This window comes from Paraburkholderia guartelaensis, assembly GCF_004353905.1.
GTDB lineage: Bacteria > Pseudomonadota > Gammaproteobacteria > Burkholderiales > Burkholderiaceae > Paraburkholderia > Paraburkholderia guartelaensis.
In genome coordinates this window covers 95,453-120,332 of record NZ_SMOD01000002.1, presented here as the reverse complement: position 1 = coordinate 120,332, position 24,880 = coordinate 95,453, and the positions used below count along the sequence as shown (strand labels likewise).

Genomic DNA, 24,880 nt, shown 5'->3' with positions numbered 1-24,880 from the left:
AACATTTCCCTGCTGGAAGGCCGCCGTGCGCGTTCGCGCACGGCGGCCTTTTTTGCATTTCGATGCCCACCGCATGCGTCTGGCTTCACGGTCCCCGTGTTTTCCCTGGAAATCCCGCATCTCTCATTGACGGTGGAATTTTGGGCTTCTACTATGTGTACAACGTTGCACACAAATAGATACGCAAGATTGTGTGTCCCAGGCGAGGAGGTGACTGTGCCAGCCGCTCTGGACCGACCGACAAAGCAGATTCGATTCACATCTCGCGCGCTTGCTCACGCGCCCCGCTGGAGAGATTTCATGTTGTCAATGCGAACCATGGCTGCCCAACCCGACATTGCCCCGACCGTCCTGAACTTTTCGCCGTCGACGACGGGCGAGTTCGTCCAATTCGAGAACGTCTATAAGCGCTACGGCGAAAACCTCGTGGTCATGGACCGCATGAGCCTCGACATGCGCGCTGACGACAGGCTGGTGATCATTGGCCCGAGCGGCAGCGGCAAGAGTTCGCTTCTGCGCGTGATGATGGGCCTCGAAGGCATCCAGGGCGGACAAATCGGCTTTCAGGGCAAGCCGTACATCTACGGTCAGGATTCCGGACGATCGAAGCGCATCGACGCGAAGCTGCAAAAGCAGATTGGCATGGTTTTTCAGCACTACACGCTGTTTCCGCATCTTTCCGTGCTGGGCAACCTCATCCTCGCGCCGGTGAAAGTTGGCGGCCTCTCGAAAGCCCAGGCTACTGAGCGTGCTCGCATGTATCTGGCGCGTCTGGGCCTCGAGAGCAAACTCCACGCTTATCCGAGTCAGCTCTCCGGCGGCCAGAAACAGCGCGTCGCCATTGCGCGGGCGCTCATGCTGGAGCCGAAGCTGATGCTCTTCGACGAAGTGACCTCGGCGCTCGATCCGGAAATGGTCATTGAAGTCCAGAACGTGATGCTCCAGCTCGCGGAGCAGAAAATGGCGATGATCATCGTGACGCACGACATGCACTTCGCCCGCGATATCGCCACACGCGTGGTGTTCTGCGCGGGCGGGAAGATCGTGGAGCAGGGTGCGCCGGACGAGATGTTCAAGTGTCCGAAAGAAGCGCGCACGCGCGAGTTTCTCGAGAAAGTCTTGCATCTCGACTGAGGCCGGCCATGAACTACCAGTTCGATTTCCACTTTCTGCAGGGGAGCCTCGGGTCCCTGCTCGACGGGCTGCGGGTGACCGTAGAGCTTGCCCTCGCGTCCAACATCATGGGCCTCGTGCTCGGCTTTCTCCTATGCCTGCTGGTCATGAGCCGTTGGGCGATCGTGCGCTGGCCGGCGCAGCTTTTCATCGAATTCTTTCGCTGCACGCCCGCGCTGCTGCAAATCGTGTGGTTCTTCTACTGCATTCCGATGATGGTCGATGTGTTCATTGACCCCATCGTGATGGGCATCCTTGCACTTGGGCTGAATCTCACCGCTTTCAACGCTGAGGCGTACAGGGCAGGGGTGCAGGCGGTGCCGAAAGAACACCTCGACGCATGCGTCGCGCTCGGCCTGAAGCCGTGGCAACGCACCTTCTATGTGGTCCTGCCGCAAGCGCTTCGCAGTGCGATGCCCGTTCTCATGACCAACGGCATTGGGAGCCTGCAGCAAAGCGCGCTCGTCGCAATCGTGGCGGTGGCGGATCTCATGTACGTGGGCAAGAGTCTGGCGACGCAAGCCTATCGTCCGCTCGAAACCTATACGGTCGTGGCGCTCATTTACTTTGCGCTGTCTCTGCCGATTGCGCGACTCGTTCATGTGATCGAGCGTCGGCAGGAACTGGCCCATCAGCGCTAAGGAGAAGACCATGAACCTCGATTTCGCCTCGGTGCTGCCGTACTGGCTGGTCCTGCTCAAAGGGTTGGGGCTGACGCTCGCATTCACGAGCAGTTGCGCCGTGATCGGTAGCCTTGCCGGTTTCGTGTTGAGCCTGTTGCGCATGTCCCCGTCGCGGTGGATGAAAGCGGCTACGACGCTCTATGTCGAATTCTTTCGCGGAACGCCGCTCCTCATTCAGCTCTTCTGGGTGTTCTTTTGTTTCCCGGTTGTCTTCAGGATTCCGATTCCGCCATATCTCTCTGTCGTCATTTCGCTGACGCTGTATATGGCGGCCATCACGAGCGAGACGTTCCGCGGCGCGCTGAAGTCGATTTCCTCGGAGCAGCACGACGCGTGCATTGCGCTCAGTCTCACGCCGCAGGCCAAGATTCTCTATGTGATCTTTCCGCAAGCGCTGCTGCGCGCCATTCCGCCGTTGCTCTCGAACGTCGTGAGTCTGTTCAAGGAGAGCGCGCTGATTTCGTCTGTCGGTGTCGCCGATCTGATGTTCGTCGGGCAGAACATTTCGACCAGCACGGCACGGCCAGTCGAATTCCTGACCACGGTTGCCATGATCTATTTCCTTGTCGCTTTCCCGCTGACGCGTCTGGTCGGCGTGGTCGAGACAAAGTTTCTCAGGCGCTTTGCCTACTAATCCCCAACCATGCTTTCGTGAAGCGGAGATTCAAATGCAGATGAAAGGTATCCTGCCGGCGCTCGTTACGCCGTTCAATGCGTCCGGTGCCGTCGACCACGACACCCTCGCGAACATCCTCGAGTTTCAGCTGAAGGCCGGGGTGAACGGCTTCGTGCCGCTCGGTTCGACGGGCGAATATTACGCCCTGACGCACGACGAGCGCCGCGCCATCCTCAAGACGGTGCGCGAAGTCGTGGGCGAACGCGGGACGCTCATCGGCGGCGCGAACGGGTCGTCCACGCGCGAAGTCATCGAGCAGACGCGACTGGTCCGCGACGCCGGCTACACGAACGTGCTGATTGCGCCGCCGTACTATGCGCTGCCGTCGCAAGAAGAATTGATTGGCCACTACGCAGCGATTCTGGAAGCCGTGCCGGACGTCAACGTGATTCTCTATAACTATCCGGTACGCACGAACGTGGAAGTCGGTTTCGGCGTGCTCGATGCATTCAAGGATCACCCGCGCGTCGTCGGCATCAAGGAGAGCAGTGGCAATCTGCTGCGCGCGATCGAAATCGGCGAGAAGTATAAGAATCACTACCAGCTCTCGTGCGGCTCGGACGATCAGGCGCTGGACTTCTTCCTGTGGGGCGCCACGAGCTGGATTTGCGGGCCGGCGAATTGTTTCGTCAAGCCGGTTGTCGACTTCTACAATAAGTTCGAGGCCGGTGATATCCGCGGTGCACAAAACGTCATGCGCTCGCTTTTCCCAGTCATGGCCACGATGGAAGCTGGCAAGTTCGTGCAGAAGGTGAAGTACGGCTGTGAACTGGCCGGCTTCAAGGTGGGCGCCGCGCGCATGCCGCTGATGCCGCTGACCGACGAAGAAAAGGCCGCGTTCCGCGCGGTTTTCGAAGCCGCTCAGGCCTAACCCTCGCGCCGGCGCCATGGCGGCGCCGGCTCACACGTTCCGGTGGAAAATCGAGAATGACGCGACATAGCTTCAAGTGCATCGAAGGTCACACGGAAGGCATGCCGGTACGCATGGTCATCGATGGCGCGCCGCCGCTCGACGGGCGCACGATGGCCGAGCGGCGCGAGGACTTTGTCAAGCGATACGACTGGATTCGCCGTGCGCTCATGCTGGAGCCGCGCGGCCACTCGCACATGTCGGGCACGCTGCTGTATCCCCCAGTGTCCGCCAATGCCGATATGAGCCTGCTGTTCATCGAGACCTCGGGGTGCCTTCCGATGTGCGGACATGCGTCCATCGGCTCGATCTCGTTCGCGCTGGAAGCCGGTCTGGTGCAGCCGAAAACGCCGGGTACGGTGGTCGTCGACGTGCCCGCCGGGCAGCTGAGCGCGCGCTACGAGCGGGACGGAAACCGCGTGACGTCGGTGCGTTTTACGAATGTGCCGAGTTTCCTGCTCCATCGCGACGTGGAAGTCGTGCATCCGAAGCTGGGCAAGCTCGTGCTCGACATTGCCTATGGCGGCAACTTCTATCCGATCGTGGAAGTGCAGCAGAATTTTCCAGGATGCGAGCATTTCACTCCGCAGCAGTTGCTCGAATGGGGCCGTGAAATGCAGGCGCTGCTGAATGAAACCATGCAAGTCGTTCATCCGGACAATCCGCTCATTCGCGGTGTGAAGCACTGCATGTGGACGGGCGCACCGCTTTCGGATGAAGCGGACGCACGCGCCGTGGTCATTGCCGGCGAGAGTCTGGTTGACCGTTCGCCCTGCGGGACCGGCACCTCTGCGCGCGTTGCACAACGGTATGCGCGCGGACTGCTCGAAGAAGGGCAGGCTTTTACGCATCAAAGCCTGATTGGCAGCTGTTTCATCGGGCGCGTCGAATCGACGACGCGGCTCGACAGCGGCCTTGACGCCGTCCGCCCCAGCGTCGAAGGGCGCGCGTGGATCACCGGCCGCTCGGAACACTACGTGGACGACGAGCAGCCGTATGCATTGGGCTTCGACCTTCAGGAGTTCGCCAGGTGAGCGCCGTACCTCTCGATTCTGCAGCGATTGAACGGGACGCCGCGCCGCGCGAGTCGGCCGTCGTCATTGGCGGCGGTATCGTTGGCGTGTGCTGTGCGCTGTATTTGCAGCGCAGCGGCTATGCGGTCACGCTCGTCGATCCCGAAGTACCGGGCAACAGTACCGCGAAATGGAGCTGCGGGCAGATGGCGGTGAGCGAAGTCATTCCGCTCTCCAAGCCCGGCATTCTCATAAAGGTTCCCGGCTGGCTCATGGATCAGAAGGGACCGTTGGCGCTGCGGCCGAGCGCGTTGCCCGGCATCATCCCCTGGTTCGTGCGCTTTCTCATGTGTGCGCGACACGCGAAGATCGTCGATATCGCCAACGCCATGGCGACACTGACGCACGATGTCTACGCGGATTACGCACCGCTGCTCGACGCATGCGACGACAAGGCGCTCATGGGCGAGCGACCCATTCTCGAAGTATTCGACGACCCGAAAGGCATCGAGCACGAGCAGCCGCATCTGGCGTTGCGCGAGTCACTCGGCTTCAAGGCGCAGCGGTTGAACGCCAAAGAAATCGGCGACCTCGAACCGGCGCTCGCGGGCAAGTTTTCTCATGGGCTGCTCTTCGAAGACTGGCGTTCCGTGCGCGACACCATGGGATTCATCGCCGCGCTCACCGACAGTTTCATTGCACGAGGCGGGCGCCGGATCAGAACGGAAGCGAGCCGTATCGACGAGGCGAACGGCAGGGCGACCGGCGTCACGCTCGCAAACGGCGAACGCGTGGCAGCCCGGCACGTGGTGGTCGCCGCCGGAACGGGCGCGCGGCGCTTTTTCGGTGCTCTCGGTGTGAGTGTGCCGCTCGAGGGCATTGCGGGGTACCAGGTGGTGGTTGCCGACCCCGGCGTGGAGATCCGCCACTCGACCATCTACGCCGACGGCGGATTTTGCTTCACGCCGATGACGCGAGGCCTGCAGATTGGCGGGACCATCGAATTCGCCGGGAAGGGCGCCGCGCCCAACTTCAAACGGGCCGACATCATCCTTGAGAAAGCGAAGCGCGTGCTGCCCGAACTACGCACCGCGAACGTCGAATATGGCGTGGGCTATCGTCCCTTCCTGCCGGACACGAAGCCGGTCATCGATCGCTCTCGCAGGCTCGATAACGTCTTCATGGCTTTTGGCCATGGGCAGCTTGGGCTCACGCTCGGTGCGACGACAGGAAGATTGATCGCCGACATGGTTGCGGGCCGCCCGACCAGGCAGGATCTCGCGCCGTTCAGCGCGTACCGGTTCTAGCGGGGAGCGTTCGACGCCACGCTGATCACATTGCGCAAACCAATATCGGATTGAATATGAAATCGTACGAAAAGCTCTTCATCGACGGTCGCTGGGTCGCGCCTTTACACAACGGCAGCTTCGAAACGATCGATCCATGCACCGAGCAAGTCATTGCGAAAGTTGCAGCCGCAACGGCAGAAGACGTCGATCTTGCCGTCAAGGCCGCGCGCAAGGCGTTCGACGAAGGCCCATGGCCGCGCATGAGCGGCGCCGAGCGCGCAGCAGTCCTGCGCCGTATCGGCAAAGGCATTCGCGACCGACTGCAGGAATTGGGCGAAATCGAAGTGCGCGACAACGGCAAGCCGCTGCCGGAGGCGCTGTGGGATCTGGGCGATGCGGCAGGCTGTTTCGACTTCTACGCGGGCCTTGCGGAAAAACTCGACGAGCACGCCGAAACGACGATCGCGCTCCCCGATGACCGCTTCAGCTCGGTTGCACGCAAAGAACCCATTGGCGTGGCTGGCGCCATCATTCCCTGGAATTTTCCGCTGCTGATGGCCGCGTGGAAGGTGGCGCCCGCGCTGGCGGCAGGTTGCACGATGGTGCTCAAGCCCTCCGAACTGACTCCGCTTACGGCGCTCGAGCTTGCGGATATTGCGGCAGCGGCGGACCTGCCGCCGGGCGTACTGAACGTCATCACCGGGTTGGGCCAGGACGCCGGCGCACCGCTGAGCGAACATCCCGACGTCGACAAGCTCGCCTTTACCGGCAGCGTGCCGACCGGCAGCCGCATCATGCAGGCCGCGGCGCGCGACATCAAGAACGTCAGTCTCGAGCTGGGCGGCAAGTCGCCGTTCATCGTCTTCGACGACAGCGATATCGACGCGGCTGTCGAATGGATCATGTTCGGCATATTCTGGAATCAGGGCGAGGTGTGCTCGGCCACGTCGCGCGTGCTGGTGCAGCGCGGCATCTACGCAAAGCTGCTCGATCGCCTGAAAGCGGAAACGCAGAAAATCACCATCGGCAGCGGCTTGCAGGATGGCGTGCTGCTCGGGCCGCTTGTCAGCAAGGGCCAGTACGACAATGTGCGCAAAGCGGTCGAGCGTGGCGTGGAAGAGGGAGCGCGGCTCGTGGCCGGCGGTGGACGGCCAAACCATCTCGAGAAGGGATATTTCATGGAGCCCGTTGTTTTCGCCGACGTGCCCGAGACCAGCTGGGTCTGGAATGAAGAGATTTTTGGCCCGGTCGTTTGTGTCCGACCCTTTGACGACGAGATGGAAGCCGTACGTTCTGCCAACGATTCGCGCTTTGGCCTGGGCGCGGCTGTGATGTCGCGCGACAGCGAGCGGTGCGAGCGCGTGGCGCGCAAACTGCGGGCAGGTATCGTATGGATCAACTGCTCGCAGCCCACGTTCACGGAGGCGCCGTGGGGCGGCTACAAGCAGAGCGGCATCGGACGCGAACTGGGCGAGTGGGGTTTGAACAACTACCTCGAAACCAAGCAGATCACGCGATACGGCAGCGACAAGCCGTGGGGCTGGTACATCAAGTAAGGTAGATCGAACATGCGCTGGAAAAAGACACTTCAACTCGTGGATGTGCACTGCGAAGGCGAGATCGGCAAGGTCATCACCGGGGGCGTCGTGGGCATCCCCGGTGAGACCATGCTCGACAAGATGAATTACATCAACGAGGTGGACGACAGCCTGCGCAGGCTCGTCGTGCTCGAACCGCGCGGTTGCCTGCAGATGTCGGTCAATCTGCTGCTGCCGCCGACGCGGCCCGAAGCTCAAGCGGGCTTTATCGTGCTGCAGGCGGACAAAGCCCATCCGATGTCCGGAAGCAATGCCATTTGCGTCGTGACGGCGTTGCTCGAACTCGGCATGGTCGAAATGCAGGAGCCCGAAACGACCGTTGTGCTCGACACGCCTGCCGGTCTCGTCACGGCTCGCGCAACGTGCCGGGATGGCCGCTGCGCGGGCGTCGCACTCGACATGGTGCCGTCGTTCGTCGAGCGGCTCGACTTCGGCATCGACACTGCGCAGTTCGGGACGATTCGCGCCGATATCGCATTTGGCGGTGTCTATTACGCGCTCATCGACGTCGGGCAGGTCGGGCTGACCATTGCCCCGGAGAACGCACGCGCGCTTGCGGAACTGGGCGTATCGCTCAAAGACGTGATCAACCAGCAGATCGAGATTGCGCATCCTCTGTACCCGCAAATCAACGAAGTCGCCTATGTCATGTTCCGCAACCGCGTGAGCGACGAGCTGTATCAGACCTGCACGACTTTGCCTCCCGGCCGCGTCGACCGCTCGCCGTGCGGCACCGGAAGTTCGGCGAACCTCGCGACACTCGCCGCCCGCGGTCTGGCTGACGTCGGCACGAAGTTGAAGTCGCGCTCGACAATTGGGGGCGAATTCTCCGTGGAGTTGCTCGGCAAGACGGAAGTGGGCGGCCGGGCCGCCGTTTTGCCGCGTGTTCAGGGACGCGCGTGGGTGTACGGCATCCAGCAGATCGGCGTCGACCCGGACGACCCGCTGGCGGCCGGATTCATGCTCAGCGATACGTGGGGCGCGGGATTTCCGAAGGTCTGAGGCGGAGGGCGGGCAATGTTAAACTCCAAAGCACGCCCGCTTTACCGGGCCCACGACGACGGCGGGAAGACCATGAGCAAAGCGACCAACGAGGCAGAGGCGGGTGTCCGCCGCCATGGCGGACGATACATCTACGAAGAGCTGCGCAGACAGATCCTGACGCTGCAACTCAAGCCTGGTGCGCCGCTGGACGAGGTCTCGCTCGCGGAGCAATTCGGCCTCTCGCGCTCGCCTGTTCGTGACGCGCTCGCACGGCTCATCAGCGAGGGGCTCGTCACGATCCTCCCGAATCGCACGACGCTCGTAACGCCGCTGGAAATCGAAGAATTTCCGAAGTACGTATCGGCGCTCGACCTCATTCAGCGCGCGGTGACCCGGCTCGCCGCGCTGCACCGGACGCAAGAGGACCTCGCGATTCTCAAGAAAGCCGACGCCGCGTATATGAAAGCGGTCGAGAGCGGGGATGCCGAGGCGTTGACCGAGAGGAACAAGCAACTGCACATGGCCATTGCGCATGCGGCAAGCAATCCCTATTTCGTGGGGTATTACGAACGGCTGCTGGGCGAGGGGCAACGTCTGACGCATCTGCACTTCGACTACACGGTGACCTCGCCTCACGCGACCAAGCTGGGTAATGACCATAGCGAGATCATCGACGCCATTGCGCGGAAAGACGCCGATCTGGCCGAGAAGCTCGCACACGAGCACACGATGCTTTTCCAGAAGCGTTTCCTCGATTACATGCGCCAGAACATGACGGAATCGATCGCCATCGTTTGATTCGCGGCGTCGAAGCGGCCTGGACACTGTGATCGCCGCCATGCACTTCCGAAAGGAGTAACCGTGGAATTGACCGACTTCGACACGCTGACTTTTGACTGCTACGGCACGTTGATCGATTGGGAAAGCGGCATCTTCGCTGGCCTTAAGCCCCTGATCGAACGGTCCACGCCGCCGTTGTCGAGAGACCAGGTTCTGGAAGCCCATGCGCGACACGAGTCGTCGCAGCAGAAGTACACACCGGCCAAGCGATACCAGGAACTGCTACCGATCGTCTACAAGCGACTGGCCGAGGAATGGGGACTGCCTTTCACGCACGAGGAGTGCATGGAGTACGGACGGTCGGTGCGGAACTGGCCGGCATTCGAGGACACCGTAGCCGCGCTGCAGTACCTGAAACAGCACTACAAGCTGGTCATACTCTCCAACGTCGATAACGAGACCTTCAGCTACAGCAACGCAAGGTTGCAGGTCGCGTTCGACGCCATTTTCACGGCCGAAGATATCGGCTCGTACAAGCCATCGCCGCGAAACTTCGAATACATGCTCGAGAAGCTGGGTGAGCGTGGCATCAAGAAGGAAAAGATCCTTCATACAGCCGAAAGTCTATTCCACGACCACAAGCCAGCCAGTGAGTTTGGTCTGGCGTCGTGCTGGATCTACCGCCGTCATTCGCAGCCGGGCTTTGGCGCGACCATGAATCCCGGATGGCAGCCGAACGTCGCCTTCCGCTTCAACAGCATGGCAGACTTTGCGAAGGCGCATCAGGACGCCGTGGCGAAGAAATGAGGCGGTATTGATGCCCACGCCTGCCGAACACGAATCGCTGAGAGCGCGCCTTGCGCAGGCGCGCCGGCTACTGGCACTTGCGCAAACGGGTTTGCACTACGCGACGAGCCCGTTCGACACGGAACGGTACACGGAAATCGCCAGCATCGCGCATCAGCAGCTCGCGGAAATGGCGTACATGCAAACGAGCGATGTCGCCGCGCTCTTTGCGTTCGAAACGGGATACGCGAATCCTAAACTCGATGTCAGATGCGCTGTCTTCAATCCGTCCGGTCAAATCCTTCTCGTGCGCGAGGCCGTGGACGGTTTGTGGTCTCTGCCCGGCGGCTGGGCCGACGTAGGCGTTTCGCCCGCGGAGAACGCGGCAAAAGAGGCGCGTGAAGAAAGTGGCTACACGGTGAACATCGTTCGGCTATTGGCCGTGTGGGACATGCTCAAGCACGGGCATCCGCCTTCTGTGTTTCACATCTGGAAACTGGTTTTCCTTGGGGAAATCGTGCGCGCGGGGGAAATAGCCGGAGCCGAAACCGACGCCGTTCAGTTCTTTGATATCGATAACCTTCCAGCCTTGTCGCAAGGCCGGATACTGCCGGAACAAATTCGACGACTGGATGCGCTGCGCAATAACAGTGACGTCGAATTCGACTGAAGTTTTGCCTTGACGCCGGGGCGGCGCCTAACGGTCATGCTTTCAGGCGGCGCCGGAGTGCTCTGTTCTGACTTTTGCCAGGCGGCTGCCGGCAAACGGGTCCTGTCGCCAGTCCACGCTTGGGGTTTTCACCGGCTCCTGTTCAGCCGTCTCGCGGACTGCAAAATGCTCGAGCGACTGCCCCGCGCTCGTCGCCTGCACCACCCACCGCGGGGCGTCGCCTTTGCCGTCCCACGTGTGGCCAGCCGCATCCCGGTAACGTGCAGCGCGCATTTGGGCGGCGTCTGCCGCAATTGACGCAGCAATATCTTCGGGTTCGATACCATATTCGGCCATCCGACGCCGCAGATAGGCCACGATGCTTTCGCGTTTTCTTTCGTCCATTTCTAGTTGTGCTTCGCTCTGAATGCAGCTCTTGAGCAGAATATAGCGCAAGTCGCGTGCCGCCAGGATATCACAGCTTGAATAGGCGTCCCTGGCGGCTGTCGCGAAAGGTACGGCGGGAATCAGGTGTTGAGCTTCTGGGCGCGTTCGGCCTCATGTTGTGCGGCCCGTTCCTCCGCATGCTTTTTCGCAACGTGATGTCCCACGATGCAGCCGCCAACGGCGCCAGCAACGGCGTGGTGGCCCGCATAATGTCCGGCGACACCACCCACGACAGCGCCTTTGAGGCAGCCGGCGGCATGTGCGGTTCCGGCTGCCGCGAGGCCTAAAGTGGCCGCCGCGGCAAGCATCCTGATTCGATTATTGACGTTCATGATAATCACTTGTGTGAAATTTGAGCTTTGGATTCGGCTCAATAGCCCCAGCGGCCATTATCGTGCCACTCGCGCTCCCGCCATTGGTGTTCGCGCCGCTCGTGTTCCCGCCATTCGTGTTCCCGCCACTGACGCGCGCGCCAGTCGTCGTCGCCGCGCCAGGCCACTGCGACCGGAGGAGGCGCGTAGGCAGCAGGCGGCGGAGCGACGTACACCGGCTCAGCCGGTGCGTAGGCGGCGCCAGGGAGGGCGACACCCACGGCCAGATCGACGTGCGCAAACGCTGCGCTCGAAGCAGCCAGTGCGGCCGCGCCCAATACCACGCCGAGAATCGTCCTTTTCATTTCACTACTCCTCCGCACCTGTCGTGCGTTTCTGGTAAGCACGGTTCGGAGTGTAGGCGGCGGGCCCGGACACAGGTGCAACGGCGGTGCGAGTTTCGTAACGGCGCGTTATTTCGAGTGTTGCGATACGTAAAAAAAGCGCGGACGCCTATTCACAGCGTTCCGCGCCAACAGGTACCACGAGGAGGAAGGGGCTACCGGACAAGGAATCCGTAAGTCAGCGGGTCGCGCTCGTCCACGATCCAGGTCGCGAAGCCGCACACGAACGCGTTGCCTTCGACTTCCGGTATCACTGCCTCGAAGTCGCCGACTGTCGTTTCGCTGAGCACGCGTCCCTTGAAAACCGTGCCGATAATCGACTCGTTCACGAGGGTCTCGTCTTTGCCCAGTTCGCCACGCAGGTACAACTGGGCGACGCGTCCCCCTGTGCCGGAGCCGGTCGGTGAGCGGTCCACTTCGCGGTCTGCGAATACGCAGCAATTGGCTTGCGTCGAGCCTTCGTGGCGCGGTGCGTTGGCGATGATGGTCCCGTAGATGTGGTTGATTTCGGGAATCTCGGGATGCTCGACAGGGTAGGCCTTGTTCGCGGCTTCCTTCACTTCCGCGCCGAAGCGGATGAGTTCCTCGACCGACGACTCGCGCACGGCGAGGCCATGCGGCTGACCGTCGGTATAGAAATAAAACGCGCCGCCGAAAGCGATGTCGCCCTTCACGGTACCAAAGGACGGCGTCTCGACGGTCACATCGCGCTTCCAGATGAACGATGGGACGTTCACGAATCGCACGTTGCCCGCGTGTTCGCCATCCCACTGAACAAAGGCTTCGATGAAGCCACAGGGAGCGTCGATGCCGACACGCGTTTCCGGAACCTTGCGTTGCACCCAGCCAAGCTCGACCGCTGCGGTAGACAGCGCGATCACGCCGTGTCCGCAGTGGTCGCTATAGCCCTCGTTGTGCAGGAAGATGATGCCGAAGTCGGCGGTCGGGCTGACCGGTTCGGTCAGATAGCCGCCGTACATATCGGCGTGACCGCGCGGCTCGAACATCAACGCGGTGCGGATTTCGTCGGCGTTTTCCTTCAGCCACGCACGACGCTTCACGATCGTGTCGCCGGGCAGGCGAGGCAATCCGCTGGTGACGATCCGGAACGCTTCGCCGCCGGTATGCACTTCGACGGTCGTTATGGTGCGAGTAGTCTTCATGATGTCTTTACGTTATTGGCTCACTGACCGTACGGAACCGGCAGGCCGTCCTTGATGATGTAGACGGTCGTCGGCGCGCCCACGAGGTCGCCGTTTGCATCGAACGAGTAAGTGCCCGCGACGCCCTTGTAGTCGGTCTTCGCCAACTGGGCGACGAGCTTTGCCTTATCGGTGGTGGTGCCGGCCTTGACCATCGCGTCGGCGAGCAGTTTCACGCCGTCGTAGTAGTTGACGGCATAGACCTGCGTGTCGGTGTGGTAGGTGTCCTTGTACTTCTTCAGGAAGTCACGGCCCGCCGCAGTCTTGTCGAGCGCCACACCGCCCTGCGCGCAATAGACGATCGACGCGGCTTCGCCCGCAACCTTGCCCATGTCGGCCGAGCAGATGCCGTCGCCGCCCAGCAACTTCGCGCGCAGTCCGCGTGCGCGCATCTGCTTGGCCATGGGGGCGCCCTGAGCCGCGTATCCGCCGAAGAAGATGACGTCGGGGTTCTTCGCCTTGATGGTGGTAAGGATGCCCAGGAAGTCGGTCGCCGACGAGTTGGTGAACTCCCGGTCGACGATCTGGATGCCGTTCGCTTTCGCTTCTTTGATGAACTGCTCCGCCACCCCTTGCCCATACGCCGTGCGGTCGTCGATCACCGCTGCGGTTTTCGCGTTCAACGTCTTGGCTGCGAACTGGCCCATCGTGCCGCCCAACTGCTCATCGCTTGCGCCGATACGGAAGATGTTCTTGAAGCCTTGCTTCGTCAGCGCCGGATTCGATGCAACGGGGAGGATCGGAATACCGGCGGTGTTATAGACACGCGATGCCGGAATCGCCACGCCGGAGTTGTACGGGCCCATGACGGCAACCACGCCGCTGTCGACGAGCTTTTGCGCGACCTGGACGCCGACCTTCGGGTCCGCCTGGTCGTCTTCCGAATCCAGTTTGAAGGTCACCTTCTTGCCGTCGACCGTCACGCCGCTCTTGTTCAGTTCGTCGATGGCGAGGCGAGCGCCATTTTCGTTGTCCTTGCCGTTCGGCGCCTGCGGGCCCGTAAGCGGCGCGGAGGACCGATGGTGACGACAGTTTGAGCGTGAGCGGTGAGGGCGAAGCCGGCGGCCGTGAGGACGGCGAGGGTGGTGGCGAGATGGCGCATGATGTCTCCAGATTATTGGACTTCGAGGCGAAAGCGATCTTGCACTGCTGCTGTGACGGCGAGGCGCCGTCACGAACGACGTTTAGCGCAGGGCGTCGCGAGCGACCCGGCATGCCGCCAGGTCCCATGCTGCACAGCCTACGCTTTTGAAGAGAATGGGTTTCGTCGAGTGGAATTCTCCAGCCAGGGCTTTGGCCAGTGCGGAAACGGCGTTCCAATCTACGTTGGCCTGGATGAGGTCTCCGGCTTCGTGTTTTGCGCCGACGGGGTCATCGACCACCAGAGCGCTGCCGTCGACGGTATGGCTGGAAATCTCCGCCGCATCGGGCGTGAACGCGCCGACGCCCACGACCAGGCGGCCCGCGCGTGCAGGCTCCGTGTACACCGGCGTTTTGCTGGTCGTCAGCGTGATGACGACATCTGCGGTATCCGGAATCGCTTCGTCTGCGAGTGCCGTGAGATTCGGCGCGACAGCGCGGTTGCGCGCAACGAATGCGTTCGCGTCGGCCTTCGAGCGGCCCTTTGCTCGCAGTTGCGCCTCCGGGAAGATGGCTGCGAGCGCTTCCGCATGATTGGCAGCCTGTTTGCCGGTTCCGATGATCACGATTTCCCTGGGTGGCGTTTGATGCAGGGTCCGGATGCCGAGTGCCGTGACAGCCGCCGTGCGGCGCCCCGTGACGGTCGGTCCGTCGAGCACGAAGCGCATTTCGCCCGTGAACGCATCGCATGCAACGACCTGACCGTGAATGGTCGGCAACTGCCGACCGGCGTTGGTCGGGCAGACATTGACCAGCTTGTGGATCGCGATGTCTGGCGCGCTCGCCGGCACGGACAACATCAAGCCGCCTTGCTGCATAGGGATGGCCATGCGCTCAGGGCTTACGACCTTGCCCGCGCTGTATTCGACGATGGTCTCGGCCAGTACTTGTACGAGGAGGCGGTAGTCAAGCAGCGAAGCCGTCGCGGCGGCGTCGAAATTTCGGATGTCGCTTGAGGTCATTCGGTAGCCTTGGGTTCTGGGTATCGAAAAGCGGATGCATTGGGCCAGGCCGGTTTCTGGCTCCGGTTCGGCCAATTTCTCGGGCTCGGCGTGGAACGAATCTATACCACTAGTGGGTGGATGGCAAGCCAATTTGTGACGAATTGGCGGTGTTGTGGACTTTAAATAGACCAAAAGGTCACGTGAGAGTGCGCCACGAGCGGGGAATTGGTTCGGGATTTCCCGGTTTTCCCGCGCACACAGGGAGCCAAGGCCCTACGGCCACCGGAAAGTGGACGCGAAAGTGGTATATTTGAGAACCACCTCACGACGCACCGAGAACTCACGATGGCTTCCGCTCGCTTCGAACTTGAAGGCAACTTTCGGCCACTGCAGATTTACGAGCAGGTGTCGGAAAAGATCCGGGCCGAGATCCGCAGCGGCCGATTCATGCCGGATGCGCGGCTGCCGTCGGAGCGCGAACTGGCCACGCTCTTTGGCGTTGGGCGTCCTGCCGTGCGCGAAGCCATCGGGCAATTGCAGAACGAGGGCCTGGTGATCACGAAGCGCAACTCGGGTACTTACGTGGCTTCGGCAGCCAACCAGATTCTTGCCGCGGCGCCGAGCGAGGAAACCGGGACCGAGGCATCCACGTCGGACTTCAGTCCGTCGGCTACGCTCGACGTGCGCCTGATTCTCGAGCCCGCGATTGCAAGGCGAGCGGCAGCGCGCAAACAGCGAGACCGGCTGGCCGAGCACTATCTGGACCAGATGGAGACGTTGACGGACGTGGCGACGCCCGAAGAGCGGGCGCTGTGGAACAACAGCGACAGGCTATTTCATCGTCAGCTGGCGGTGATGACAGGGGATGTGTTGCTGGCGAAGCTCGCGGAAGAAATCGCATCGACCATGGACCAGTCGCTATGGAAGCGGCTCAAGGACGATGGGATTTATGACCCGGCTCGCATTCGGCTGTACGTTGCCGAGCATCGGCTGATTTACGAAGCCATTGTCTGTGGAGACGCCGATGCGGCCGCGTTCTATGTCGAGCAGCATATTCATCGCGTGCAAAGGGATATCACGCCGCAATAAGTGTGTTTGTCGCGGCTGTGGGCAGCGTCATCGAAACGACATCCAGGCAACATAGTTCGTTCATTGTTTCAACAAACTCCTGGTCGACACTGATGCTTTTGGCTAACACAGCAGAGGTGAAGGATGTCGACCAAGGTTCGCAGCTATCTCTCCCCGACGTTGGTTTTACTCGCGCTCGACTGGCCAGAAGGTGCGACACGTGCCGACTTCCTGGGTTTCGCCATAGAGCGAACCCCGGGTTTCACGAGCCCGGTCGGAAATTCCCATGAGGCAAGCAGTTGGCTCCCCAACCGAATCACGTTCAAGGGGCCGGTGCCGGACGGGAAGCCCGATGCGCCTTCGAACATCGCGCCGATTCAAAAATTCATGTGGTGGGACGCGCGCATCGAGGAAGCCGACAGAGGCAAGCAGTTCAAATACACCGTTTATCCGGTAGTCGGTACACCTGACAATTTGAGTCTGCTGAATGCAGAAGCAAGTTCGTGCGAGGTCACGCTTCCGGCGCATATCGAAGACAGCGTGGGTACCTGGTTCAATCGTGCGGTGGTGAGCTCACAGGCTTTTGCACGACAGGTGAAGGCCATGGGAATCGATCCGCATACCGCGCCGCCGGCCGCACAGGCGCTCGAACTTCGTACGTGGCTCGCCAACGATATGCAGCTCGTGTTCAAGGAAATATTCGAGGACGCTTCGCACGCTGCAGCAGCCGTCTATCACTTGACCGACTCGCTTTGGGCGATCCCGGCGTTCAAGGATTTTGGAAGCGCTCACGGCAAATCGAATGTCGCCGTCGTCTACGACTCGCACCTGGTTCGCGAAAAAGGCAAAGCGCCCGCGCCATCGCCCAATCAACCCGCGGTCGATGAACTGAGCAGCGTCGTGACGTTCTGCCCGCGTGACAAGACGCATATCATGCACGACAAGCTCATCGTGACGGATAGGGGCGATCGACAAGGCAACCCGGCATTCGTCGTTGCGGGTTCGGCAAATTTCACGACGGAAGGCATCACGGAACAGGCCAACGTGCTTCACCTGTTCGATTCTGCTGACCTCGCGAAACTGTACGACGACAGAACGAAAGCCATCGCCAGCAATCCGCCGATCAACCAGACCGCCGAACTCACGAATGGCTGGTCGGATTCCGTGACGGTGGGAAGCGCAGCCGTGCGCGTTTGCTTCTCTCCGGAAACGAAAACCAGACGTACCCAGATCGATACCATCGTCGAAGCGATAGGAAAGGCGCAGCATTCCGTTCTCTTCTGCCTCTTCATGCCGACAGACGAGCCGCTTCGCGACGCCTGCTTTGCCGCCGGCGACAAGGGGCTGATGATGTTCGGCCTCGTCAACAACATTAGCGAAAAGTCCGCTGAGAATGCGCAAGCGGCGCAAAACGCAGGAGAAGCGGTGAGTACGACTGCGCTGGCAAACCTCGCGCTTTATCATCGAAGCAAGGAAAACCGCGACGTCATCGACGCATCGTACTTTTCGCCGGCGACCGTGCCCGAAGGATTCGAACCCGAACTCCGCCTCTTTCCCGGCGAAGTCGCGCCCAGTTACGCGCCCGTCATCATCCACCATAAGTTCATTGTCATCGACGCCGAGGGAGACAATCCGATTGTCTACACAGGCTCGGCCAACATGAGCAATAACTCCGAGCATTTCAACGACGAGAACCTGCTCGAAATAAAAGACAAGCGAATTGCCGCTATTTACCTCGCCGAATTCATGCGGCTATACGAGCACTATCGCGCTCGCGCCGTTGGCATCGAGGAGCAGCAGCATAGAACCGTTCAACGGCTGTTGCTGCAGCCCGACCGCAAGTGGGCCGACAAGTATTACAAGGCGAATAGTCCGGAAGAGAAGGCACGGATTGCGTTGGCATCGAATCCAGCCAACTGATGCTTGCGCCGCGCCGTCACCGCGCACGCCTCGCACGCCGCGGGCGTTGCGCGTTGCCGGCCGCCCATTCGGGACGCGCGCTCAGTGTTGCCACGAGTTCGCGCATCGTATCTTTAACCTTGAGGACGGCGTTGCTCACGAGCGGCGTGTCTTTCCAGCAAAGAGAGAGGTCGCGCCGAAAGCGGCTGTGATCGAGCTGCGCGAGCTTCAGTTTGCCCTCGTCCAGCTCGACGTGAGCGGCAGTCCAGGGGAGAACGGTCACGCCGAGCTTTGCCATCACCGCTGCGAATAGCAGCGCCGTCGAACTGGCCTCGAACAGGATCTTGCATGCGAGGCCCTTTTCGCGCAGCGCCCACTCGACGCGGCTGCGAATGGTGTTTGGCGCACTCGGCAGCACCATTGGCATCGTCGCGAGCGCGCTCAGCGTAATCGGCTCTCGAGGAAGCTCGAACTCGGGCCACGCGATCAGATACAGGGCCTCGGTCAACAGGTGTTCGGCCTGAACGCCATGAGTCTCGACGGCATCCGCGACGATGGCCAGGTCTACGCGTCCACTTGCAATCAGGTTGTGCAAATCGGCGGTGGGCGCCTCGATGAGTTCGATCACGATTCCCGGATAGCGCTCTCGCACAGCCTGCGCGAGCGGGATGGCGAGCACACGTGATGTGCTCGAAGGCAGCCCGACCGAAACCTTGCCCTCAGGGGATTCGGCGTCTTGGCGCAAGAGTTCGCCAGTGCGGTCGGCCTGCCGCAGCAGTTCCAGTGCATGGCGATGCAGCGTTTTTCCGGACGCCGTTGGCGCAACACCCTGGGTGCTTCGTTCGAGCAGCCGGGTGCCGAGTTCGCTTTCCAGATTACGGATTTGCTGGCTGACGGCTGGCTGGGCGACGTGAAGCGCCTCGCTGGCGCGCGTCACGTTGCCGTATTCCACGACCTTCACGAAGTACCGCAATTGCCTCAGGTCCACGCCGACTCTCCTGTCTCGCCATAAGAAATTGTTCTCGTGCGAGAGGAATATCATATTTTTCATGGATGGTGCCGCTTCTTATACTCGCCTTACATAACCGCCGCCGAACGACACACATTTAAGCCCGGACGGCGAATACAAACGGAGACGAGCATGCAGAAAACCCTTGTGACCGCCTCAAACGAAGTAAGGGCGCGGCGCACGCCGCTTTCACGGGAGCAGATAGGAGGCTTCTGGGCTGTTTACCTCGGTTGGGTTCTCGACGGTGTGGACTCCGTCATCTATGCACTGGTGCTTGTTCCCGCGCTCACAGAACTGCTTCCCCTTTCCGGCATCGAGCCAACGCCTGGCAATCTCGGCATGTATGGCTCGATTCTGTTTGCCTTGTTCCTTATCGGCTGGGGCTTGTCGTTCATCTGGGGGCCGCTCGCCGACCGTTACGGGCGCGTGCGAACTCTCGCGGCCAGTATTCTGATTTACTCGATTTTCACCGGTGCCGCGGCCTTCGCGCACAACGTGTGGGAACTCGGCGTGTTCCGTCTGATTGCAGGCATCGGCGTCGGCGGCGAATGGGCGCTTGCAGGCACCTACATCGCAGAGAGTTGGCCGGAGGACCGCCGGAAGATGGGCGCGGGCTACCTGCAAACCGGCTACTACCTGGGGTTCTTTATTGCCGCGTGGCTCAACTACACCGTCGGTGCTCAATACGGATGGCGCGCGATGTTCCTTTGCGGTCTGGCGCCGGCGCTGCTTGCGATCTTCACCGTATTCAAGGTGAAGGAACCCGGAAAGTGGGACCGGGAAGCCGCGCGCCATTCTGCGACTGCGCAACACGCGGTGTCGCCGTTGCGGCTGATATTCGCTCCTGAATTTCGGCGGCGCACGATCACCAGCGCCGCGCTCGTCGGCGTGGCGATCGTGGGGCTGTGGGCCGGCTCCGTGTATGAGGCGAGTGCCGTCGTTACCCTCGCGACGCGTGCCGGGCTGAGTAAGGTCGATGCGATTCACCTTGCTTCGGTGGGGGCGGCCATTCTGGCCATTGGCACGATTATCGGCTGTCTGGTTGCGCCGTATCTTGCGGAAAGAATGGGGCGCAGAACGGCGCTCGGTTTGTATTTCGCAGGGATGGCGGGCTCTATCGTGCTGGCGTTCGGATGGGCCTTCTATCTGCCGGACGGGCTGCGCCTGTTCATGGCGTCTCTCGCCTTGCTGGGATTCTTCGGCGGCAACTTCGCGATTTTCTCGCTGTGGCTGCCGGAACAGTACCCGACGCGCATTCGCGCGACTGCATTTGCCTTCAATGCATCGGTGGGCCGATTCATTGGCGCAGGGGTCAATTTCGTCCTTGCTGCCGCGATCAGTTGGCAAGGCTCGCTAGGTACGCCGGTCGCCTGGACGGCGGCGGCCTTCGGTCTAGGCATTCTCATCCTGCCTTTCGCGACCGAGACACGCCACGCGCGCCTTCCGGAGTAACCTTGACTGGAACACAAAAGCGGTAACTGGAGACATCGTATGAAAGCGTTGGAGAATATCAGGGTCATCGATTTGACGCGCGCGCTCTCGGGCCCGTTTTGCGCAATGGTGCTGGCCGACCTCGGTGCTGACGTCATCAAGGTCGAATCCGGTCCTGATGGCGACATGAGCCGCGCCTGGGGACCGTTCGACCGCGGCGTTAGTACGTACTACTTATCGTGTAACCGGAACAAGCGGGCGCTCTGCATCGATATGCGAGATCCGCGTGGGCTGGACGCAGTCAAGCGCATGATCGAAGAGGCCGACGTTGTGCTCGAGAACTTCAAGCCTGGCACCATGGAGAAAATGGGCCTGGGGTACGACGTGTTGCGTGAGCGCAATCCACGCCTCGTCATGGCGAGCATCAGCGGGTTTGGCGACTCCGGCCCGCTCAAGGATTGGCCGGGCTTCGACCAGATCGCGCAAGGCTATTCGGGTCTCATGAGTCTCACGGGATTTCCGCAAAGCGAGCCGACTCGCACGGGCACGGCGATCGGCGACCTCAGTTCCGGCCTTTGGCTGACTATTGCGGTGATTTCCGCGCTCTTCGAACGCGAGCGGACCGGGCAGGGCCAGCATGTCAGCACCTCGCTGCTCGCGAGTCTGGTCGGGCTGCTGAGCGTGCATGCGCAACGCTATCTGAGCCTTGGCGATGTTCCGGCACGCACAGGCAATGCGCACTCGGTCATTGCCCCATACGGAGTGTTCGAGACTGCAGACGGGCCGCTCAATATCGCTCCGATCACGACGGAGATGTGGCGTCGCCTGTGCCAGCTTCTCGACCTTCCGCAATTGCCGGGCGACCCGCGGTTTGCGACCAACGAATCCCGCGTGGCCAATCGCGGCGAGTTGAAGGAAATCATCGAGAGCCGGCTGAAAACGAGGGGAAAACGCGAGTGGACGGCATTATTCGTCGATGCCGGATTGCCCGCCGGCCCCATCAACACGCTCGAGGAAGTGTTCGCCGATCCACAGGTTCAGTACTGCGGTCTGGTCGAGGCGGTGCAGCATCGTATCCTCGGAGAAGTGCGCCAGGTCCCGACTCCCGTGTTCAATGCGTCGAAGGAGGGCGAGCCGGCTGCTCGTGAGGCGACACGCCATGCGCCGCCTGCGCTGGGTGAGCACTCGGTAGAAGTCTTGCGCGAAACTGGCTTTAGCGAATCGGAACTCTATGAGCTACTCTCCGCCGGTGTGCTTTATCAAATTCCCCGCGCGCCGGCGCAAGCGTCGCAGCGCGATCTGACGCAACATGTGGAGTAACGAAATGAGTGCGAATGCACCGGAAGAATGCGTGAAGGTCACCACGGAAATCATTGAAGGACGCATTGGAAAGGTGGTTTTCCGCAACGCTTCCAGACACCACGCCTTGAATGCGGAATTGCTGGGCGCACTCGAGGAACAACTGACGGCGCTTGCATCGAAGCGCGTGCCCGTAGTGATCTTGACGAGCGGCGTGGGCGAAAAGGTCTGGAGCGCGGGCCACGACCTCGGTGAACTCGAAGCCGACCACGACCCGATCGCCTGGGGTAAGCCCCTGGAGCGCGTTCTACGTCAGGTGCGCGCGTATCCGGGCGTGGTTATGGCAATGGTGTCGGGTTCCGTATGGGGTGGGGCAGTCGACCTCGTGATGAGTTGCGACCTTGTCGTGGCCGATACGACGGTCCGGCTTGCCATGACGCCGGCGAACATCGGTCTTCCATACAGCACGAGCGGTTTGCTCCGGTTCATCAACAACCTGCCGATCCATATCCTGAAGGAGATGTTCTTCTGCGCACGGCCGCTCGAAGCCGAGGAGGCCGCGCGCCACGGCGTGCTCAATCGCGTGGTTCAGCCAGCCGACGTCGAAGCGGTTGCGCTGCAGATGGCTAGCGAGATTGCGACCAAAGCGCCGTTGGCAATCTCCGCGGTCAAGGAGCAATTGCGCATTCTCGAAGACATCGTACCGGTGCCTGTCGATGCGATGGAGAGAATCGCGGAGCTTCGCAGGGCAGCGTGCGCCGGCGACGACATGAGGGAAGGGTTGGAGGCATTCGCGCAGCGACGTGCACCGGAGTTTCGCGGTCGATAAGTGTCCTGGTAACGTGGTATCGTGCAACGCATCACGCAGCAAGAATGCATTGCCAGCGTGAAACCTATGCGCCCGTACTGATCACCTTACAAATAGAATGTTCACGCCTCACTTCGCGACGTGCGATCAGCCTTCCGGCGATCAGGAGCATCCCCGTGAACTTCTGAAGACCGTCGTCGCGGCATCGCTCGTGACCGGGCTCGAAATGTTCGATTTCACCGTGTTCGGATTTTTCGCGGTGATGATCGGAGACCGGTTCTTCCCGGCGAGCGATCCGATGACGTCGTTGCTGTGGGCTGTCGGCACCTTCGGCGTCGGCTTTTTCATGCGGCCGGTTGGCGCGATGGTCATCGGCACGTACGCGGACCGCGTGGGACGCCGCGCAGCGATGGCGATGAGCAGCTGGATGATGGCGCTGGGAACCGCCGCGCTTGCGCTGTGCCCATCGTTTGCCAGCATCGGCGTGATTGCGCCGCTCATTGTCATTGCCGGTCGATCGTTGCAGGGTTTTGCCGTCGGCGGCGATATCGGCGTTGCGGCTGCCTTTGTGCTGGAAGCCGGGCCCGTGTCGCGCCGCGGCTACCTGGTCAGCTGGCAGCTCGCAAGCCAGGGCGCGGCCGCGTTGCTCGGCGCAACCCTGGGTGTGCTAATCACCAGTACGGTGTCGCCGGATGCGCTGGCTTCGTGGGGCTGGCGAATCCCGTTCCTGATCGGTCTCCTGATCGCGCCGGTCGGCCTCTATGTTCGCCTGCGGCTTCGCGACGATCCGGTTTTCACCCGCACCGGCAGACGTGCGGGCACGCCGCTCGCCGAATTGTGGCGCGAGCATGGGGCGACGATTCCGCTGGCGATGCTGATGATGATGGGCCAAACCATACCGGTCTACGCGATCGTCTACTTCATGCCGAGCTACGCGACTCGCGTGATGCACATGCCAGCCGTCACCGGATTTATGGCTTCCGCGTTGTCTGCGCTGGTGCTGGTTATCGTTCCGCCGCTGGCCGGCCGTCTCATCGACAGCCTGCCGCGCCGCAAACCGCTGGCGCTCATTGCCTCCGGCTGCACGGCGCTGCTCGTCTATCCGGTCTTTGCGATGATTACGCATGCGAACAGCGCGCTGCCAATTCTGTTCGGAGTCGGCCTCATTAGCACGATGGTGGGGCTGGGCGCCGGCGCGACTGCCCTGCTCGTGCTCGAAGCGCTTCCTGCGCGGGTGCGCGCCAGCGGCATGGCCGTTTCACATGCGCTCCATGTCGCCTTGTTCGGCGGTACGGCTCAATTCATCGTGACAGGTCTGATCAAATGGACCGGCGATCCCATGTCGGCAGCCTGGTATGTGGCGCCGGCGTGTGTGGTGAGCTTCTGTGCGCTTTCGGTCTTCCGGGAGCGGCGCGTCGAAGCCTGAAATCACCTCGACTGAGTCCGCTTGCTAGCCAGCGCCCGAAAATCCTGAGGCGCCATATCGTAGGCGCGCCGGAAAGCGCGCGTGAAATCAGAGGCGCTTTTGAAGCCGAGTCCGTAGGCAATCTCGATCACCGTGACGTGCGGATACCGGATTAGTTCATCGGCCGCGCGGCGTAGCCGCAAGTTTCGGATATAGGCCCCAAGCCCGCCTTCGTGCTGGAACAGGCGATAGAGCGTCGGGCGCGGAAGTTCAAGCGCATTGAGCACGCTTTCGGGCGAGAGATCACTTTCGCTCAGGTGCGCCTGAACATATTGCCGTACCTGGCCGAACATGGCCGCCCGCGCTGCGGCGCGCGTGTCGCCGCTCAGGCCCGCCTCGCGTCCAAACGCAGCGACGAGAAGTTCCGCCGCCGCGCGTATTGCGCCGTCCACCTCGGCGGCGCTCATGCTTGCGATGCTCCCGCTAAGCGTCGTAACGTGCTCGATGATCAACGGCACGAGCGGCATCGATGCATTGAGCATACGGCCGTGGATGGCCTCTGGATCAGGGAAGACTTTCTGAATCAACTCGCCGGGCACGAAAAACGCGATCACCCTGCATGCCTGGCGTTGCATGCGAACGGGCTGGTTCATATCGAGTGCAAGGATGCTGGCGGGCGAGGTCGCGGTATCGCGCTGCGAGGTGCGCACGGAGACGTTCTCAACCGCGCCCTCCAGAAACACATGAAAGACGAAGTCGCGTACCCGGTCAGTCGAGATCCGCGCCTGAGAGCGCTCGAGCATGATCAGATCCGAGCGGCAGTCAGTCAAGACAAGCTCGCCCACCTGATAGCGGTCGATTGAAGCCTGAAACGGCTTCTCGAGGCCGGATCGCGAGGGCAGCACGTCAATAAGATGACCCACCCGGTCCCGCCAGGCGAGCAACCGACGATGCGGCGGTTCACCCCGTACG

Annotated in this window: 24 protein-coding genes and 1 pseudogene; 17 read left to right on the top strand and 8 right to left on the bottom strand. The window is 61.4% G+C overall.

All coding sequences use genetic code 11. The annotated features are described in order from the left end of the window. Positions 1 to 300 precede the first annotated feature (300 nt). From E1N52_RS02765 to E1N52_RS02715, 11 genes are all read left to right on the top strand, one after another. Positions 301 to 1,134 (top strand): amino acid ABC transporter ATP-binding protein, encoded by an 834-nt coding sequence (locus tag E1N52_RS02765; RefSeq protein WP_133179977.1) that lies wholly within the window; start codon positions 301 to 303, stop codon positions 1,132 to 1,134. A gap of 8 nt (positions 1,135 to 1,142) precedes the next feature. Continuing rightward, positions 1,143 to 1,814 (top strand): amino acid ABC transporter permease, encoded by a 672-nt coding sequence (locus tag E1N52_RS02760; RefSeq protein WP_133179975.1) that lies wholly within the window; start codon positions 1,143 to 1,145, stop codon positions 1,812 to 1,814. Between the two features lie 10 nt (positions 1,815 to 1,824). Further along, positions 1,825 to 2,490: an amino acid ABC transporter permease gene (locus E1N52_RS02755; RefSeq protein WP_133179973.1), complete on the top strand. Its 666-nt coding sequence runs from the start codon at positions 1,825 to 1,827 to the stop codon at positions 2,488 to 2,490. A 34-nt stretch (positions 2,491 to 2,524) separates the two neighbouring features. Further along, positions 2,525 to 3,403, top strand: a complete 879-nt coding sequence (locus tag E1N52_RS02750; protein ID WP_133179971.1) for a dihydrodipicolinate synthase family protein — start codon at positions 2,525 to 2,527, stop codon at positions 3,401 to 3,403. Between the two features lie 56 nt (positions 3,404 to 3,459). Beyond that, a complete protein-coding gene (locus E1N52_RS02745) occupies positions 3,460 to 4,476 on the top strand; it encodes a 4-hydroxyproline epimerase (protein ID WP_133179969.1) in 1,017 nt (338 codons plus the stop codon). Next, entirely contained in the window at positions 4,473 to 5,762 is a 1,290-nt protein-coding gene (locus tag E1N52_RS02740; RefSeq protein ID WP_133179967.1) for an NAD(P)/FAD-dependent oxidoreductase, read from the top strand. The genes E1N52_RS02745 and E1N52_RS02740 overlap by 4 nt, the downstream gene beginning before the upstream one ends. A 56-nt stretch (positions 5,763 to 5,818) precedes the next feature. Continuing rightward, the gene (locus E1N52_RS02735) at positions 5,819 to 7,300 is read left to right on the top strand and encodes an aldehyde dehydrogenase family protein (RefSeq protein ID WP_133179965.1); all 1,482 of its coding nucleotides are present in this window, start codon (positions 5,819 to 5,821) and stop codon (positions 7,298 to 7,300) included. A 12-nt stretch (positions 7,301 to 7,312) separates the two neighbouring features. Further along, positions 7,313 to 8,344, top strand: a complete 1,032-nt coding sequence (locus tag E1N52_RS02730) for a proline racemase family protein (protein WP_133179963.1) — start codon at positions 7,313 to 7,315, stop codon at positions 8,342 to 8,344. 72 nt (positions 8,345 to 8,416) lie between these two features. After that, entirely contained in the window at positions 8,417 to 9,124 is a 708-nt protein-coding gene (locus E1N52_RS02725; protein ID WP_205965558.1) for a GntR family transcriptional regulator, read from the top strand. 63 nt (positions 9,125 to 9,187) lie between these two features. Continuing rightward, positions 9,188 to 9,913: a haloacid dehalogenase type II gene (locus E1N52_RS02720; RefSeq protein ID WP_133179961.1), complete on the top strand. Its 726-nt coding sequence runs from the start codon at positions 9,188 to 9,190 to the stop codon at positions 9,911 to 9,913. A gap of 10 nt (positions 9,914 to 9,923) precedes the next feature. Then, positions 9,924 to 10,562 carry an NUDIX hydrolase gene (locus E1N52_RS02715; protein ID WP_133179959.1) on the top strand — a complete coding sequence of 213 codons (639 nt, stop codon included), beginning with the start codon at positions 9,924 to 9,926 and terminating at the stop codon, positions 10,560 to 10,562. A 42-nt stretch (positions 10,563 to 10,604) separates the two neighbouring features. Here the strand turns inward: E1N52_RS02715 and E1N52_RS02710 are convergent, their stop codons facing one another. The 6 genes and pseudogenes from E1N52_RS02710 to lhpI all read right to left on the bottom strand — a co-directional run bounded on the left by E1N52_RS02710 (position 10,605) and on the right by lhpI (position 15,007). Further along, positions 10,605 to 10,946, bottom strand: coding sequence for an H-NS family nucleoid-associated regulatory protein (locus E1N52_RS02710; RefSeq protein ID WP_133180523.1), 342 nt, complete (start codon positions 10,944 to 10,946; stop codon positions 10,605 to 10,607). 122 nt (positions 10,947 to 11,068) lie between these two features. Beyond that, on the bottom strand, positions 11,069 to 11,320 hold the full coding sequence (locus E1N52_RS02705) for a hypothetical protein (protein WP_133179957.1): 252 nt from the start codon (positions 11,318 to 11,320) through the stop codon (positions 11,069 to 11,071). Positions 11,321 to 11,358: 38 nt separating this feature from the next. Then, entirely contained in the window at positions 11,359 to 11,664 is a 306-nt protein-coding gene (locus E1N52_RS02700; protein ID WP_133179955.1) for a hypothetical protein, read from the bottom strand. A gap of 194 nt (positions 11,665 to 11,858) precedes the next feature. After that, positions 11,859 to 12,866, bottom strand: coding sequence for a trans-3-hydroxy-L-proline dehydratase (gene lhpH, locus E1N52_RS02695; RefSeq protein WP_133179953.1), 1,008 nt, complete (start codon positions 12,864 to 12,866; stop codon positions 11,859 to 11,861). A 20-nt stretch (positions 12,867 to 12,886) separates the two neighbouring features. Further along, a pseudogene (locus E1N52_RS02690) lies at positions 12,887 to 14,007 on the bottom strand (branched-chain amino acid ABC transporter substrate-binding protein). A gap of 82 nt (positions 14,008 to 14,089) precedes the next feature. Further along, positions 14,090 to 15,007, bottom strand: coding sequence for a bifunctional Delta(1)-pyrroline-2-carboxylate/Delta(1)-piperideine-2-carboxylate reductase (lhpI, locus tag E1N52_RS02685; protein ID WP_133180521.1), 918 nt, complete (start codon positions 15,005 to 15,007; stop codon positions 14,090 to 14,092). Positions 15,008 to 15,334: 327 nt separating this feature from the next. Here lhpI and E1N52_RS02680 point away from each other — a divergent pair, with 327 nt between their 5' ends. Both E1N52_RS02680 and E1N52_RS02675 read left to right on the top strand, forming a co-directional pair. Continuing rightward, positions 15,335 to 16,078: a FadR/GntR family transcriptional regulator gene (locus E1N52_RS02680; RefSeq protein ID WP_133179951.1), complete on the top strand. Its 744-nt coding sequence runs from the start codon at positions 15,335 to 15,337 to the stop codon at positions 16,076 to 16,078. A 123-nt stretch (positions 16,079 to 16,201) separates the two neighbouring features. Then, positions 16,202 to 17,977, top strand: a complete 1,776-nt coding sequence (locus E1N52_RS02675; RefSeq protein ID WP_133179949.1) for a phospholipase D-like domain-containing protein — start codon at positions 16,202 to 16,204, stop codon at positions 17,975 to 17,977. A gap of 16 nt (positions 17,978 to 17,993) precedes the next feature. Here the strand turns inward: E1N52_RS02675 and E1N52_RS02670 are convergent, their stop codons facing one another. Continuing rightward, positions 17,994 to 18,944, bottom strand: a complete 951-nt coding sequence (locus E1N52_RS02670; protein ID WP_133179948.1) for a LysR substrate-binding domain-containing protein — start codon at positions 18,942 to 18,944, stop codon at positions 17,994 to 17,996. 153 nt (positions 18,945 to 19,097) lie between these two features. Here E1N52_RS02670 and E1N52_RS02665 point away from each other — a divergent pair, with 153 nt between their 5' ends. The 4 genes from E1N52_RS02665 (at position 19,098) to E1N52_RS02650 (ending at position 23,929) form a co-directional block, all read left to right on the top strand. Further along, the gene (locus E1N52_RS02665; RefSeq protein WP_133179946.1) at positions 19,098 to 20,417 is read left to right on the top strand and encodes an MFS transporter; all 1,320 of its coding nucleotides are present in this window, start codon (positions 19,098 to 19,100) and stop codon (positions 20,415 to 20,417) included. A 39-nt stretch (positions 20,418 to 20,456) separates the two neighbouring features. Continuing rightward, entirely contained in the window at positions 20,457 to 21,716 is a 1,260-nt protein-coding gene (locus tag E1N52_RS02660) for a CaiB/BaiF CoA transferase family protein (RefSeq protein WP_133179944.1), read from the top strand. 4 nt (positions 21,717 to 21,720) lie between these two features. Beyond that, positions 21,721 to 22,524, top strand: coding sequence for a methylmalonyl-CoA decarboxylase (gene scpB / locus E1N52_RS02655; protein ID WP_133179942.1), 804 nt, complete (start codon positions 21,721 to 21,723; stop codon positions 22,522 to 22,524). 190 nt (positions 22,525 to 22,714) lie between these two features. Continuing rightward, on the top strand, positions 22,715 to 23,929 hold the full coding sequence (locus E1N52_RS02650; protein WP_246088931.1) for an MFS transporter: 1,215 nt from the start codon (positions 22,715 to 22,717) through the stop codon (positions 23,927 to 23,929). Between the two features lie 2 nt (positions 23,930 to 23,931). Here E1N52_RS02650 and E1N52_RS02645 read toward each other — a convergent pair whose 3' ends face one another. Then, entirely contained in the window at positions 23,932 to 24,831 is a 900-nt protein-coding gene (locus E1N52_RS02645; RefSeq protein WP_246088930.1) for a helix-turn-helix domain-containing protein, read from the bottom strand. Positions 24,832 to 24,880: the final 49 nt, after the last annotated feature.